Annotated in this window: 9 protein-coding genes; 7 read left to right on the top strand and 2 right to left on the bottom strand. The window is 37.9% G+C overall.

The window, feature by feature from the left end:
- The first annotated feature begins 256 nt into the window (after positions 1-256).
- The 3 genes from glcT (at position 257) to D1839_RS01970 (ending at position 5361) form a co-directional block, all read left to right on the top strand.
- Positions 257-1102, top strand: coding sequence for a glucose PTS transporter transcription antiterminator GlcT (gene glcT / locus D1839_RS01960; protein WP_120378209.1), 846 nt, complete (start codon positions 257-259; stop codon positions 1100-1102).
- Between the two features lie 226 nt (positions 1103-1328).
- Positions 1329-3377 (top strand): glucose-specific PTS transporter subunit IIBC, encoded by a 2049-nt coding sequence (gene ptsG, locus D1839_RS01965; protein ID WP_120378210.1) that lies wholly within the window; start codon positions 1329-1331, stop codon positions 3375-3377.
- Between the two features lie 688 nt (positions 3378-4065).
- Positions 4066-5361, top strand: a complete 1296-nt coding sequence (locus tag D1839_RS01970; RefSeq protein ID WP_158589586.1) for a family 4 glycosyl hydrolase — start codon at positions 4066-4068, stop codon at positions 5359-5361.
- A 124-nt stretch (positions 5362-5485) separates the two neighbouring features.
- Here D1839_RS01970 and D1839_RS01975 read toward each other — a convergent pair whose 3' ends face one another.
- Positions 5486-6880 carry an NAD-dependent succinate-semialdehyde dehydrogenase gene (locus D1839_RS01975; RefSeq protein ID WP_120378258.1) on the bottom strand — a complete coding sequence of 465 codons (1395 nt, stop codon included), beginning with the start codon at positions 6878-6880 and terminating at the stop codon, positions 5486-5488.
- Between the two features lie 812 nt (positions 6881-7692).
- Between D1839_RS01975 and D1839_RS01980 the strand changes: the two genes are divergently transcribed.
- From D1839_RS01980 to manA, 3 genes are all read left to right on the top strand, one after another.
- Positions 7693-9603, top strand: coding sequence for a BglG family transcription antiterminator (locus D1839_RS01980; protein ID WP_158589587.1), 1911 nt, complete (start codon positions 7693-7695; stop codon positions 9601-9603).
- A gap of 185 nt (positions 9604-9788) precedes the next feature.
- On the top strand, positions 9789-11705 hold the full coding sequence (locus tag D1839_RS01985; protein WP_120378214.1) for a PTS fructose transporter subunit IIABC: 1917 nt from the start codon (positions 9789-9791) through the stop codon (positions 11703-11705).
- Between the two features lie 555 nt (positions 11706-12260).
- Positions 12261-13217 (top strand): mannose-6-phosphate isomerase, class I, encoded by a 957-nt coding sequence (gene manA, locus D1839_RS01990; RefSeq protein ID WP_120378215.1) that lies wholly within the window; start codon positions 12261-12263, stop codon positions 13215-13217.
- A 654-nt stretch (positions 13218-13871) separates the two neighbouring features.
- Here the strand turns inward: manA and D1839_RS01995 are convergent.
- On the bottom strand, positions 13872-15347 hold the full coding sequence (locus D1839_RS01995; protein ID WP_120378216.1) for a potassium/proton antiporter: 1476 nt from the start codon (positions 15345-15347) through the stop codon (positions 13872-13874).
- A gap of 250 nt (positions 15348-15597) precedes the next feature.
- On the opposite strand from D1839_RS01995, the gene D1839_RS02000 reads away from it, so the two are divergent.
- Positions 15598-16425, top strand: a complete 828-nt coding sequence (locus tag D1839_RS02000) for an aldo/keto reductase (protein ID WP_158589588.1) — start codon at positions 15598-15600, stop codon at positions 16423-16425.
- Positions 16426-16430: the final 5 nt, after the last annotated feature.

Here is a 16430-nt window from a genome sequence, read left to right on the forward strand (position 1 = left end):
TGAAGAAACCCCCGCTGATGGAAGGTTCACTTTATCTTTCGTTGATTCGTTCCAGTCGCTACGTTACTAAACGGGCGTCTTGCGCCTTTGTTCATCAAATAAAATTACATGGTAAGAGGGACTTGCGTACCCGTAATAGACGCAAATAAAGGTAACTGCTTGCAATATTTCTTGTGCATATGCATAATGTTCCCTGTAGCGAAAACTATGTTATTATCATATGTATTGTAAATACTGCTTTAAGGAGATAAACATCTTGAATACGTTTACGGTTAAGAAAACTTTAAATAATAACGTACTGATTGCTTTAGACGATCAAGAAAAAGAAGTTGTTTTGATCGGAAGTGGAATTGGTTTTCATTATAAGAAAAAAGATATCATCCATAAATCAGAAATAGAAAAACTGTTTGTGTTACGTGATGAGCAGGAACAGGAACAATACAAGCAATTACTTCCTAGAGTGGATGAAACATTGCTGCATTCTATCATAGCTGTTATTGATATGATACGGAAAAGATCAGATGTTATGCTGAATGAATCGATTCATGTTGCTTTAACGGATCATATTGTATTTGCGTACAATCGCATGCTCAAAGGCTTGGAAATTAAAAACCCATTTCTATCGGAAACAAAGGTATTGTATCCATTTGAATATGAGATTGCTTCGGAAATCGTTGATTATTTGAATCAACATTTAGAGGTGCAATTACCAGATGGAGAAATCGGTTTTATTGCATTACATGTCCATAGTGCCATTACCAATAAAAACCTCTCGGAAATTAATAAGTATTCGCAACTCGTCACCCAATTTGTGGACATTATTGAAAAACAATTAAAAATCAAAGTAGATAGAACAGGAATTGAGTATACCCGACTTGTTCGCCATATTCGCTATACCATAGAACGAGTGTTAAAGGGAGAAACGGTAGCAGAGCCAGCAAAAATTGCTTCTCTCTTGAAAAGGGAATACCCAACGTGTTATAATCTAGCTTGGAAATTGATTAAAATGATGCAACAAACGTTGAAACAACCTGTTTATGAGGCAGAAGCCGTGTATTTAACGATGCACTTACAGCGACTATATCAAAAATATGAATCATAATTTTAATTTTCCGTGTTACTGATTCGATCAGGCATGAGTGGAAAGATTATGAACTAGGACAGTAGGACATACTAAAAATCCTACTGCTTATTTCTGATCTCTGCTCATGCTTTTTTTGTTTTTGGTAAAGGGTATAGTTTTAAGGGGAAATGTCCCATGGGAATAGATGCAGTGTTGTTTTCTTAAACTATTTTTAATGTTTGTTGACATAAAAGGAGGAACTAGCATGTTTAAAAAGGCTTTTGGTGTTTTACAAAAAGTCGGTAAGGCATTGATGCTTCCAGTGGCCTTGTTGCCAGCAGCAGGTTTGCTATTAGGCTTAGGTAATGCTGCACAACAAGAAACCATGTTGCAATATTTACCGTTTTTAGAAGCGGATTGGATTCAGCTCGTTGCGACCGTCATGGAAGATGCTGGAGGTATTATTTTTGATAATTTAGCACTGATTTTTGCCATTGGTGTGGCAATTGGATTAGCTAGTGATGGAGCTGCCGGATTAGCCGCACTAGTTGGTTACTTAGTATTAAACCAGGTTATGGGATCGTGGATAAACGTAACACCGGAAATGATTGAGTCTGATCCAGGATTTGCCTCGGTTTTAGGCATACCTACCTTACAAACAGGAGTGTTTGGCGGGATTATTGTCGGTTTAATCGCTGCATTTTGTTATAATCGTTATCACGATATTGAGATGCCATCTTTTCTTGGATTTTTTGCTGGAAAAAGATTTGTACCGATTGTAACAGCAGCTTTCTCATTTATTACAGGTATTGCACTATTATTTATTTGGCCACCTGTACAAGATGCCATGAACAGCGCTTCTTACTGGTTAATTGAAGAAGGAACGTATCTAGCTGTATTTTTCTTCGGTTTTATAAAAAGATTACTCATTCCATTTGGGCTCCACCACATTTTCCATGCTCCATTTTGGTATGAGTTCGGTTCCTATACTACCGAAGCAGGTAATTTGGTCCGTGGTGATATGACTATCTTTTTCGCACAGTTGAAAGACGGTGTGGAAATAACAGCAGGCAATTTTATGGCTGGTGAATTCCCAATTATGATGTTTGGATTACCAGCTGCAGCATTAGCAATGTATCACGCTGCTCGACCTGAAAAGAAAAAGGTAGTAGCTGGTTTGTTAGGTTCTGCGGCATTAACCTCATTTTTGACAGGTATTACAGAGCCGCTTGAATTTTCATTTATGTTTGTTTCACCAATTTTATTCTTTTTACATGCTTTACTGGATGGTTTTTCATTCGTATTAATGACACTGTTTAGCGTGAATGTAGGTTATACATTCTCCGGAGGTGCGATTGACTTTGCTTTATTTGGCATTTTGCCAAATAAAGAGCCGTGGTGGATTACGATTCTGCTTGGGTTAGCGTTTGCTGTTATCTACTACGTGATTTTTCGCTTCTTCATTCAGAAATTTAATTTGATGACACCAGGTCGTGAAGAAGTAGAGGACGAAACAACAACCAACGTTAGTCAAACTGGCGAGCTTGCCTTTGATGTACTGGAAGCGATGGGCGGACAAGAAAATATTGCCCATCTGGACGCATGTATTACTCGTTTACGTGTATCTGTTAATTCGATAAAGAAGGTTGACAAAGAAAGATTGAAGAAATTAGGTGCTTCAGGTGTTTTAGAAGTTGGAGATAATATTCAAGCTATTTTTGGACCACGTTCAGAAACGATTAAAGGTCAAATGCAAGATATTATGTCTGGAAAAACACCACGCCCAATTGAAACAGATCAGGAAGCTGAAGTTCAACAGCAGATTGAAGAAGTAAATCCGGAAGCATTGCAAAATGAAGAGGAAAGAGAGACAATTGTCTCCCCAATGAGAGGGGAATTACTTCCAATTACGGAAGTTCCTGACCAGGTATTTTCGGGTAAAATGATGGGTGATGGCTTTGCAATTGCTCCAGAAGACGGTCTCGTCGTTGCACCTTTAAATGGTAAAGTAGTCAATGTATTCCCAACGAAGCACGCTATTGGTATACAATCGGATGGAGGAAAGGAAATTCTTATCCATGTAGGTATTGATACGGTAAACTTAAAAGGAGAGGGCTTCGAAACTCTTATTGAAGAAGGAGAAAGAGTAGAAGCAGGACAACCTCTGCTAAAAGCTGATTTGTCATTTATTCAAGATAAAGGAATGCCGACAATTACACCGATTGTATTTACTAACTTAAAAGAAGGTCAACAAGTAACACTTGAAAAAAGTGGTAAAGTAGAAGCGAAAGAGGGAAATATTATTAAATTGTAATTCAAAAGCCAATTAGGGTCTGTTACCCTAATTGGCTTTTTCATAATATAAGAAAGTATAAAATGATGTGCTTATGGATAACGAAATAACCGACTAGCCACGGCTGGCACGTGAGCTCAGCAACGATGCGACTTCTCTCCATCTCCTTCCGATAAGGCATCATTGGTTCGCTGTAAGAGGAAGGTCGACTAAAAACAGGCTTGCCGCCCAGACGTCGGCATACCCCAGTTGTAGTGGCATGATTCCTTTATTCCATAAAAAGGCATTGTAGACTCCCAAGGTCTAAGAATGGGAGATGCGAGCGGAGCAAGTCGAAGTAGGAGGTAACAGCACCTAAATCCCCATTCGTTCAAGGGCCTTTAGGTCATACCCTTGCGGTGCTAACCATCAAGGGGATGAAAAAAACCCGCTGGTGGAAGGTTCACTTTATCTTTCGTTGATTCGTTCCATCGCTTACGTTGCTAAACGGGCGCCCGCGACTTTGCGCTTCGCCCAGTAGTATGTGTTGATTTTAGCGTATGTGTTCTAGTGCAAGTTTTGTGAAACGTGGCATATTTGGTTTTATACTCAAATACCCAGTACTTCTGCCTTATTACGTTTTTTAACGAGCAAATAACAAAGGAAACTACTAAATCTTCGTTTCCCTTCATATACTTTATAAATGCTTAAGATAAAGGGGGCAGGATCCATGAACAACTTGAAAGTAGCGATTATTGGAGGAGGATCATCGTATACACCGCAATTGATTAACGAATTTATTCAACAGTATGAAGCTTTACCTGTCAAAAAAATTTATCTTGTAGATATTTTAGCTGGGAGAGAACGTCTATCGGTTATGGCTTCATTTACAAAGCGTATGGCTAAACAGGCAGATTGTGATATAGAAATTATTGAAACGCTTGACAGGCGAGAAGCGATTAAGGATGCTAATTATATTATTACACAAATCCGAGTTGGCGGAGTAAAGATGAGGCGCGTGGATGAGGAATTATGTTTGAAGCATGGGATAATAGCTGAAGAAACTTCAGGCCCAGTTGGGTTTATGAAAGCTCTGAGAACCATTCCAATCCTACTTGATATTTGTGAAGACATTGAAGAACTTGCGCCTGACGCTTGGTTAATTAATTTGACGAATCCTTGTAGTATTGTAACGGAGGCAATTGATAATTATACCAATGTTAAAGTAGTTGGTATAAATGAGGGGCCTACCGTTTTTCGTAACCGTTTTTCCAAAACATATGGGGTAGCGAAAAAAGATATAAGTATGCAGCTAATAGGGACAAGTCAATTGCTATGGGTTACAGAATTATACGTTCAAGGAAAAGCGAAGCTAACAGATGCGATGCTTTATAAAAAATTGCATATGCGTAATCAAAAGGATATTGCAATGGATCCGTATTTTTTACAAACATTTGGTGCCATAGGAGGCGAATATCAGCCATACTATTACCAAGCTGACCAAATTTTAGAACAACAATTAGAAGCGTACAAACAGGGGGACCTTCCTTCTGATTTTGAACAGGAAGAAGAAAAGCAATTATTTTCTATATATAAACATACAAAAACGATTGAATTGCCAAAGGGAATAGAAAAACGACGAGGCGCTGGTTGTTCGGAAGCGGTTATTCAAGTTATGAAGACCATCCACTACGATTTGAAACAAGTACTGGCGGTCAATATTAGAAATAATGGAGCAGTAGAGGGGGTACCTGATCATGTCTGTATTCAAGTCAATAGTGTAGTGGAGAGACATAGGATTACACCCGTACAAATAAGCGAGGTTTTACCTCATATACGTGGGCTATTACAATATATAAAAGCTTATGAATCATTAACGGTGGAAGCGGGTATCTCCAAAAATATTGGCGTAGCAATCCAAGCACTGGCGCTTCATCCATTTGTCCCGTCAGCTGAAACAGCACATGCACTACTTCAGGACATGTTTATTGAAAATGAAGCCTATTTTCAGCCGGTCATTTATTAGTTTTCATGGAGAACTGTAGAGGAATGGAATAACCCATATATGCTTAAACAAGGGAAATTCCAGTAATAGGAAATTTCCCTTGTTGATCACTTTTCTGGTACAAAGATGCTTCATGGTAAAACGTTTAATTTAGATTACCAATTGATACGTATTTTGTTTCTAAATACGGTTCAATGCCTTCATGACCACCTTCACGACCGATCCCACTCTCTTTCATGCCTCCAAATGGCGCATGAGCTGCCGAAGGACCTCCGTCATTCCAGCCAACAATTCCATAATCTAATTGCTCATACAAATAAACGCCAGTCCGATAATCGTTTGTGAAAAAGTATGCTGCAAGACCAAATGGTGTGTTGTTCGCAATGGTAACCGCTTCTTCAAGCTCCGTAAATGTTGTTATCGGAGCTACTGGTCCAAACGTCTCCTCATGCATAATTGTCATATCTTCCGTCACATGATTCAGTATTGTAGGGTGTACAAAATAATACCCCTTTTCACGATTTGCTTCAAATGTATCACCTAATAGCACTTCAGCACCTTTTTGCTTTGCATCGTTAATCTGTTCGATGATCTTATCGTAGCCTTGCTCATTAATAATTGGTCCGATATCCGTATTTTCTTCTAAGCCATTTCCTACTGTTAATTGCTCAGCATACTTTACAAATGCTTCAGAAAATTGCTCTGCAATATCTTTGTGAACAATAATACGATTGGCGCATACGCAAGTTTGTCCAGCATTACGAAATTTCGAAGCAACGGTTTGTTTTGCTGCAAATTCAATATCTGCATCCTTAGCAACAATTAAAGGAGCATGCCCCCCAAGCTCCATCGTCACGTGTTTAACGGTATCCGCACTGCTTTTAATTAATTTTTTCCCGACAGCAGTAGATCCAGTAAAGGTGATTTTTCGCACATATTCGCTTTCTGTGAATATATCTCCAATTTGCTTGCCTGCTCCGACTACATATTGAATAGCGTCTTGTGGTATACCTGCTTTATGGGCTAATTCAATGATGCGAATTCCAGTAAGTGGGGTTTCTGAAGCAGGTTTGACAATAAAAGTACATCCCGCAGCAAGCGCAGGTGCAGCCTTTCTAGTCATCATAGCTGCTGGAAAATTCCAAGGAGTAATCGCAGCAACTAAACCAACTGGTTGTTTACGGATGAGGATTCGCTTTGATACTGTATTTGCTGGGATCGTTCTGCCATAGATGCGTTTAGCTTCTTCCGCGTACCAATCAATATAGCTTGCAGCATATTCCACTTCTCCATAAGACTCTTTTAGTGGTTTTCCATTTTCTTTTGTCATAAGTTCCGCAAGTTCATCTTTCTTATCCCTGATTTGTAACGCCCAATTTTGTAGTAACTCCGACCGTTTATGCGCATTTGTTTTCGCCCAAATCGGAAAAAAAGCGTGCCCCCGATAGAGAGCCTCCTTAACCTCCTCGACCGACCAAGCTTTTACTTCCTCAAGAACTTCCCCAGTAGCTGGGTTTTTAACCATAATTTTGTTTGCCAAAATGGAAACTCCTTTCTTTATGAGATTAAAATTATATTTATCCCCCATGTAGGGTACTGTATTACTCCTCTTTTAAGAGGCGGTGGCAATACAAACAAAGTCAAAGTGGCTGATCACAGCACCTGAATGCCAAATTCGTTCAAGAGCTTTTAATACCCTTATGGTACAAAGACATTCAATATAAGATAAAGGAAACCTCCTTCTGAATGAAATTTCACTTTATTCTAGTATATTCCTTCATAAAGAAGAAAGAAAACATTTGCATCTTGATAGGTTGTTGTCTATCGAAAAGTAACAGTTTCTGTCTCAAGACGGAAAAAGCCTTTGTTTAGTTTTCCGCTTTCATAAACTAAAGATAAAAAAGATAAATGATAAATGAGGAGGAAGCAATAATGAAGCATATTCTATTAGCATGTTCAGTAAGAAAGTCTATCAGTTTATTGAAGGGATGACCGGAAGTGGGATTGATGAAAATGAGGTTGGATATTTTGCTTTGCATATAGTACGGCGATGGAACGAAAAAACTTCAATTGAACCAAGACGAATGAACATCCACTGTTTGAACATTCACTTTATACTTGCGGGATGTAATCATCCATTCTAATTTGTCTTAGGGAAGGGGTCGTTTACATAAATAAGGTTGGTACAAAAGACATTACTGTTATGGATGTGGTACGGTAGTAGGTAGAGAGGGGGAAAGATCTGAACGCGTGCCTCAGTCTAAGACTTTTTTATTCTCCATTTCTAAACGTGTCTTTTTAAATCCGTATTCTAAACAAACTAGTTAAATGACGACACAAGTGGGTGTGGCAATGAATAACAGACAAAGAAAGTTGTTAGTAATTTTATTATCCAATGATAAACGTGCATTATTAATTAAAGATCTTGCTAACCAACTCCAATATTCAGAGAAAACGGTCCGTAATGATTTACAAATTATTGATGCATATCTTCAAAATTATGCATCAGCTAATTTAATTCGAAAGCCAGGAACAGGTGTATATTTAGAAATAGAAAAAACCGACCAAACAAATTTATTCCACGCACTTTTTCATAAAGGAAAATCAGAGCATGAACGGGTTATGGAAATTGCTTATCGCTTACTCAGTAATGAAAAACCAGTTACTTTGCAACAACTAAGCAATGAGCATTATGTCAATCATACTGTTATAAAAAATGATATCGAATCGATCCAACAATGGTTCGATACTTTTGGACTAGTAATAGAGTCGAGGCAAAAACTAGGACACTATGTAAAGGGAGAAGAACTAAATAAGCGCGTAGCTTTGGCACATATAGAAGAAGTGACCAATCAGTCAACGACGTTTTTATCACATATATTCGCTCCGTTTGAAATTGCTACAGTGAGGCAAACATTGAATAGGATGATTGATCTTTGGGAGATCCCAATTACAAGTAATGCCATGGAAAATTTAGTTGTTCATATCCTTATTATTGTACAGAGAACGAAGCATAAGTTTCCTATACACATTGAGGACAAAAATCAGTCCATTATGAAGACGAAAGAATACCAAGCAGCAGTTTGGTGTGTACAGCAATTGCAAGAAAAGTTCGGAATTTCCTTTGCAAACGATGAAATTACTTATTTAACGTGGCATTTACGTGGTAGTAAGAAGTATTCAGCGCAAACGTCATCCAAAGAAGAAAGAACGAAACAAATTTTATCCATCATTATTGAAACGATGCACCATTTAACCCGTGTATCTTTTTCTGAAGATGAACAATTAATGAATGGGCTTGTGATTCATTTAGAGGCTGTCATTCATCGTTTCATACATGGCTTGCCTATTACAAATCCTTTGTTACAGGATATTAAAAAGATGTATCCATACATGTTTAGCATGGTGACACTTACGATGGAGAAGGTAAAGGAGGAATTTCAATACGATATACCTGAAGAAGAGGCTGCTTATATTGTTCTTCATTTTCAGGCTTCCATAGAAAGAATTGACGCACAAAAACACGTCATCCCTAGAGTATTAATTGTTTGTGATATGGGAATAGGTATGTCCAGGTTACTTCAAGCTAAAATAGAAAAACAGTATCAGGAATTGGAAATTGTAGGAGCTATTAGTAAAGCTGAAGTTCAAGATTTTATGAAGCAAAAGCAAGTGAATTTAATTATATCGACGACGCCCTTGGAACAAATAAGTGTTCCCATCGTTATTATATCCCCGCTGCTAGAAGAAACCGACAAAGAAAAACTGCAAAAATTTCTCAAGAAAAAAACGGTAGAAGCTTCTGTTTTATCCGCGGCTCCTCATGTAATATATGAGTTTATTGACGAGAACCTACTATTTATTAATATCTATCCACAGCATCGTTTTCAAGTAGTGGAAACGCTTGGTAATGCATTATTTAAACGGGAAAAAGTAGAGCAGTCCTATGTTCACCAAGCACTTTTACGAGAGAGAAAATCGGCTACAGCAATTGGAGGAGGAATAGCTATTCCACATGGCGACCCTACACTTGTTCTTACATCTGCCATTGCGGTGGCTGTTTTAAACGAACCGCTGGAATGGGGGAAAGAAAAAGTATCCATTGTTTTTATGTTAGCTTTAGCAAATGAAAAAGCGAACCCAATTAAAGCAATTATTCATAAATTGTCCGCCCTTTCCAAAGATCCAATAACATTGAATGCTTTATTAAGTGCTAATGACAAGCAGGAATTTATCCGAATTTTGACTGAAAAACAATTATAATGTATAGACATTGTTACTATATGGCTATAGTGTAATAAATAAAAGGAATGAACTGCAACGAAAATAAAAAACATAAAACTTCCCCAGTTCCGGAAATAATAGAGAATATATATTTGCTAGACCTGCTATATACTACACTTATAAGCATTGTTAATTTATAAGTAGATAAGTAGGAGGGCATGTTTATGAAAATAATTGCTGTTACAGCCTGTCCAGTAGGCATTGCTCATACGTATATGGCAGCTGAGAATTTGCAAAAAGCGGGGGAAAAACTAGGTGTTGAAATCAAAGTTGAAACACAAGGGTCCATTGGTGTAGAAAATGCATTAACCGATAAGGATATTGAAGAAGCAGATGGAGTGATTATTGCAAGTGATAAAGAAGTAACGAAGGAACGCTTTATTGGAAAGCGATTAATTGCTACAGGGGTGCAGGATGGGATAAAAAGGCCGGAAGAATTAATAAAGCGACTTGCTACAGAAGACGTCCCTGTATATCAAGCTGATTTAATGTCAGTAGAAGACGTGAAAAAGCAGAAAAAAGAAAATCCAATATACCGCCATTTAATGAGTGGGGTTTCTTATATGATTCCATTTATTGTAGTCGGTGGATTGTTAATAGCACTTGCACTAACCTTAGGTGGTGAACAAACGCCAGGGGGAATCGTTATTCCTGAAGATTCATTCTGGAAAAAGGTTGAAGAAATTGGGGCAGCTTCCTTTAGCTTTATGGTTCCTATATTGGCTGGTTTCATTGCGGTTAGTATTGCGGATCGCCCAGGTTTAGCGCCAGGAATTATTGGTGGTTTTATAGCTGCGAATGGTAGCTTCTATGGAAGTGAAGCTGGTGCTGGCTTTATTGGCGGGATCATTGCAGGCTTTCTTGCAGGATATATTACGTTAGCTATTAAAAAAATTAAAGTTCCTCAGGTCATGCAACCGGTAATGCCGATAATTTTTATTCCAATTTTGGCAACCTTAACAGTCGGCTTACTATTTGTATATGTTGTTGGAGCACCAGTTGCCCAAGTGTTTGAATCGTTAACTGTTTGGTTGGAAGGAATGCAGGGAGCAAGTTCCATATTGCTGGCTTTGATTCTTGGAGCTATGATTTCAATTGATATGGGTGGACCTTTTAATAAAGTTGCTTTTTTATTCGGCTCTGCTATGATCGCAGAAGGAAACTATGAAATTATGGGTCCAATTGCTGTAGCAATTTGTATACCACCATTAGGTATGGGACTGGCGACATTTATCAATAAGCGTAAATACCAAGCAGCGGAACAACAAGCTGGGAAGGCAAGTTTTACAATGGGCTTATTTGGAATTACCGAAGGAGCGATTCCGTTTGCTGCTCAAGATCCACTCCGGGTTATTCCAAGTATTATGGTTGGCTCCATGACAGGATCAGTGATAGCTATGGTGGGAAATGTCGGCGATCGGGTAGCTCATGGTGGACCTATTGTTGCTGTTTTAGGTGCTGTTGACAATGTGCTCATGTTTTTTGTTGCTGCGATCATCGGTACGGTTGTTACTGCATTGTTAGTTAATTTTCTTAAAAAAGATGTTATCGGAGAGAGCAAAGCAAAAGGTGGTACAAATCAACAAAAAAGAACAAAAGATGATCAAGCTACATCAACCAAAATTACAAAGCTAACGGATATTGTAACAAATGATTTAATTCATGCAGATCTTAAAGGCTCGACAAAAGAAGAAGTAATGGATGAACTCATAGCCAGCATGGAGCACTCCGGAATATTAAGTGATGCGAAAGTGTATAAGCAAGCTGTCATCGCACGTGAGAATGAAGGTACAACGGGAATGGGCATGCATATTGCTGTTCCGCATGGGAAATCTGAAGCAGTGCGAAAACCAGCTGTTGCCTTTGGAATTCAGCGTTCTGGCGTTGATTGGGAGAGCTTAGACGGTGCTCCGGCTAAATTAATATTTATGTTAGCTGTTCCAAAAGAAAAAGCGGGTGACGATCATCTGAAAATCTTGCAAATGCTATCACGTAAATTAATGGATGACAATTACAGACAGAGGTTGCTAAATGTAACAACAAAAGAAGAAGCGTATCATTTATTAGCAGAAATTCAATAAACATAAAAATTTTTGCCGACAGCGTCCATTTCGTTGATGATGCACTTTATAAATGACGAACAAAAAAAGTGAACCTTTAATCTGTAGGGTTTTCATTCATCCTACGGTTTGTTAGAACCGAAAAGGTATGGTCTTAAGGGCTCTTATGGATTGGAATAGGACATTTAAGTGCTGCTATCTTCCACTTAGACATGTTGCAGTACAGATGATCCAACTCCTAAAGGGGATCTTACAGCACCTTATATATAGGCTGGAAAATACGGGCTGCTCCCTATTTTCTATTTCTTCCTAAATGGAATCTGAAAGGCTTAATGTGAAAGAGAAAGAGATTTTAGTTCCATCTCTTTCTCTGGTATAATAAAGGCGGTTCAAACTGTCGAATAATCTTAGCGGTAGATAGTTTCTACATGAAGCGGGCATGGTCAATGCGAAGTAAAACAGCTTAAGTAGGTTGTGTATTTAGCTAGGCGATTTAATTGTCGAAAAAACGTAGCTGCATCGTTTGAAGTTTTGGACCGCATTTCAACTGAGTCTATACAATTGGAGGAATGAAATGTGTATCAAGAGCCGATCTTTTTAAAACCTGTATTTCAAGAACGAATATGGGGAGGAGACAAATTAAAGCCTCTGTTTCAGTATGATATCCCATCTAACCAAACAGGGGAAGCTTGGGTAATTTCTGCTCACCCGAACGGGCCAAGTGAAATTGTGAACGGACCTCTGTCTGGTCAGACATTAGCAGATGCTTGGAACAATCATCATGAACTTTTTAACAAAGATTCTAATAATAATGAAGCGTATCCGTTGTTGGTGAAGATATTAGATGCAAATGATAATCTGTCTGTACAGGTACATCCAGATGATACATATGCAAGAGAAGTAGAAAAACAACCTTATGGGAAAACAGAATGCTGGTACGTTTTACAAGCAGAGCCGGAAGCAGAACTGATTTTAGGACATTATGCAAAAACAAAAGAAGAATTAACAAAATTGATGGATGAGGGTAAGTGGGATCAATTGTTACGGCGGATACCTGTGACAGCAGGTGATTTTGTTTACGTACCTAGTGGAACCATTCACGCAATAGGTAGAGGAATTGTTTTACTAGAAACGCAGCAAAGCTCAGATATTACGTATAGAGTGTATGATTATGAACGTGTGGATAACAATGGAAATACAAGGGAACTACACTTAGATAAGGCAAAGCAGGTTACCAATATTCCACATCAAACTCCGGTTATTGACCAGAAACTAACGCAAAAAGAAGATTTACAAATGAAACTCCTTGTTCAAGAAAAATATTTTACTGTATATCATTGGAAAATAAAGGGAGGAGTGACGCAGCAATTAGATGTTGATTTTCTGCAATGTAGTATCATTTCAGGAACAGCAGAAATTGAAATTGATGGAAAAGTATATGCTTTGAAAAAAGGAGATAATTTTATTCTTCCACACAGTATAAGTACGTATCGATTAATTGGAGATGCAGAATTTATTGTGTCGCATACGTAAAACATACCATGTTATAGAATTTAAGCTATCTTTGCATTACTAACATTCAGTAGGAGATGAAAAAATCCTACTGAATAAACTACACATTATTCACCTTTTCATATCGAAGTAGAAAGAACACTGCATAAAAGGAGCATGTATAAATCTTAATCATCTGTATCAAAATAAAAAAACCTAAATATAAGTTGGTGATTTATATAGTGTACAGGCGATTTTTGCAAGTTTGTTGCGCGATTTTATTATGCACTCTAATGGTTGAGTGGTTGGAAAAAACAAGCAGTTCCCATGCGGCTCCTCTGCATGAATGGGAGCAAGACAGTACAGATGTACATAGGATACATACGGGAAGCCATGAGTTTACGTATTGGAAAAATTTTATGAGGCATACGCGAACTTGTGACATATCTCAAAAGGTAAAAACAATCGTGTATTATTGTGATTTACATAATCACACGAAATCGGAATCCATTCATGTAGAAACAGTTCATAGTGAAGGACATTCTTAATTGATATTTTAGTCTGCCACGTTCTAGCCAAAGTAAGCTCTTGCATTTATGATTGGTAACTTTTGTCTCAAAGTTCCCACAAACACTAGAACTTGACTAAAGCTTTTTTTGCCTAATTTGTATATTTTTCGTTTGCTTCCTGCGTAAGCTATTCCCTCTCATCACGTAAAAGTGCATCTATTTTTGAGATTTCTCTATAAGGAATTAAAATGTAGACGATGTCTTTATTCCGCAGTTTCATTTTTGCTGTTGGGGAGAGAGTTTGTCCTTCGCGTACAATTAAAATGATATTGGCTTTAGACGGAAAGTCAATATCAGCAATTGTTTTTCCTCTTATCCGATTGGATTTTCCAATTTGATATTCTACTACCTCTAGCTCTTTTTTTCCTACAGATAATAGATCTACAATGTGTAGTGGATTTGTACCTGTTGGCTTTGCTAAACCAAGTTTTTTACCAAGCCAAGGTAATGAAGTTCCTTGAATGACACTGGATGTTAACACGATAAAGAATATGATATTGAAATAAAGCTGACTATGCTCTAATCGGGCAAGCATTGGAAACAACGCAAGCACAATGGGAACAGCACCGCGCAAGCCTGCCCATGATAAAAAGTATTTTTCTTTCCAGTTAAATGCTGCACCTATTACAGCGATGTAAGTTGCAATTGGGCGAGCCACGAGCATCAATGTAAAAGAAAGGAGTAAGCCCTTAATGATGATCGAAATGGAAAACAAGTCAGATGGAATAACAAACATACCTAACAGCACAAACATCCCGATCTGTGCTATCCAGCTTATTCCTTCGTTAAAACGGAGAATGGTATGCCGTTGTTGTAAAGGATGATTACCGATAACAATAGCTGCAATATATACTGTTAGTAAACCACTTGTCTGAAGTAAAGAACCAAAACTGTAAGCAAACAGTGCAAAAGAAAGTGCCAATAAAGGATATAAACCACTCGAAGATAACGACATACGATGCAGTCCTTTACTCCCAAATTTACCAATAATAAAACCAAGTATGACCGCCCCGCCCATTTGCCAAGCAAATTGTCCGAGAAAGGTTAAGCCAGAAGGACTTTCGTTCGTTATTATTGCAATCAGAGAGGTTGTTAGAAAAACGGCCATCGGGTCATTTGCACCAGACTCTGCCTCCAACGTATAAGTAATATTATTAGGCATATTTTTCCCTTTAAGCATAGCAAAAACGGCAGCGGCATCTGTTGAGCCAACTAAGGCGCCTAATAAAAATGCTTCTGGCCAGCTAAAAGAAAATAGTAGTTTAGCTGTAACACCGATTATAAAGCTTGTTAATAAAACACCTACCGTAGCAAGTGACAACGCTGGACCGGCATAGGGGCGGATAGATTGCCAGTTGGTCTGGATCCCACCATCGAATAATATAATAACGAGAGCTAGCATCCCAATCAGCTGAGCTGCTGCAGGATCACTAAATTGAAATAAATGAATAGCATCACTGCCTAAAACCATACCAATAGCAATAAAAAAGACCAGCGAAGGGGAGTTCACTTTAGCAGAGAATTTTACAGCTAAAATACTAAAAATGAGGATTAAAGAAATAGCAAGAATGGTTATGTTTGATTGTTGAATTTCTGGTATCAAAATGGTTTCACTCCCTTTTGTATTTTTGTCTATACCCCGTTGATTATGCAACAACACTTATTTATATAAAAATAGTATCATACCGAAGTGAAAACGCTTTAGAAGGGAACATCTTATTTTGTCTTACTTGGAATTGGTCGTAAGAGTTGCCTTTCATGCTAAGGGATCGATTTATTATTGAGGAATCCCTTCATTGATGGAAGATGTACTTTATGCTAATAATAGAAGTAGTCGAAGTGGGGGTTGAGAAATGATTACGCGTTTACAAGATACAGTTGTGTTAAATAATAGAGTGAAAATGCCGGGATTTGGACTAGGTGTGTATAAAGTGAAGAATGGAAGAACAGTTAAAACAGCAGTCCACGCAGCATTGGAAAATGGTTATCGTTTAATTGATACAGCCTCTTTTTACGATAATGAAATAGGGGTTGGAGAAGCCCTCAAGGAAGCGAATCTTCCTCGTGAAGAATGGTTTATTACGACAAAGGTATGGAATGACCAACAAGGATATGAAGCAACGAAAAAAGCTTTTGAACGTAGTCTGCAAAAGCTTGGTTTAGATTATATCGATTTATATTTAATTCACTGGCCAGTAAAAGGGATGTACGTGGACACGTGGAAGGCAATGGAAGAGCTTTATCATAGCGGAAAAGTACGTGCAATCGGTGTTAGTAATTTCCATCAACACCATTTAGAAAATCTAATGGCTAATAGGGAAATTGTTCCTGCGATTAATCAGGTAGAATATCATCCGCATTTAACACAAGAGACATTGCATGCGTTTTGTAAACAACATGGAATTCAGCTAGAAGCATGGTCACCTTTGAAGCGAGGTCAATTATTGGATGATCCATTTTTGACAAGTTTAGGCAAAAAATATGGAAAAACAGCTGCGCAAATTATTTTGCGCTGGAATATTCAAAATGAGGTTATCACGATTCCGAAATCTACCAAACCTAGTAGAATTAAAGAAAACGCTGCTATATTTGATTTTTCACTAACGGAAGATGAAATGAAACAAATTAATAGTTTAAATAAAAATGAACGAAGTGGCACAAATCCTAATAGTTTTGACTGAGGATA

Source organism: Roseburia sp. 1XD42-34, from assembly GCF_009917385.1.
Lineage (GTDB): Bacteria > Bacillota > Bacilli > Bacillales > Amphibacillaceae > Virgibacillus.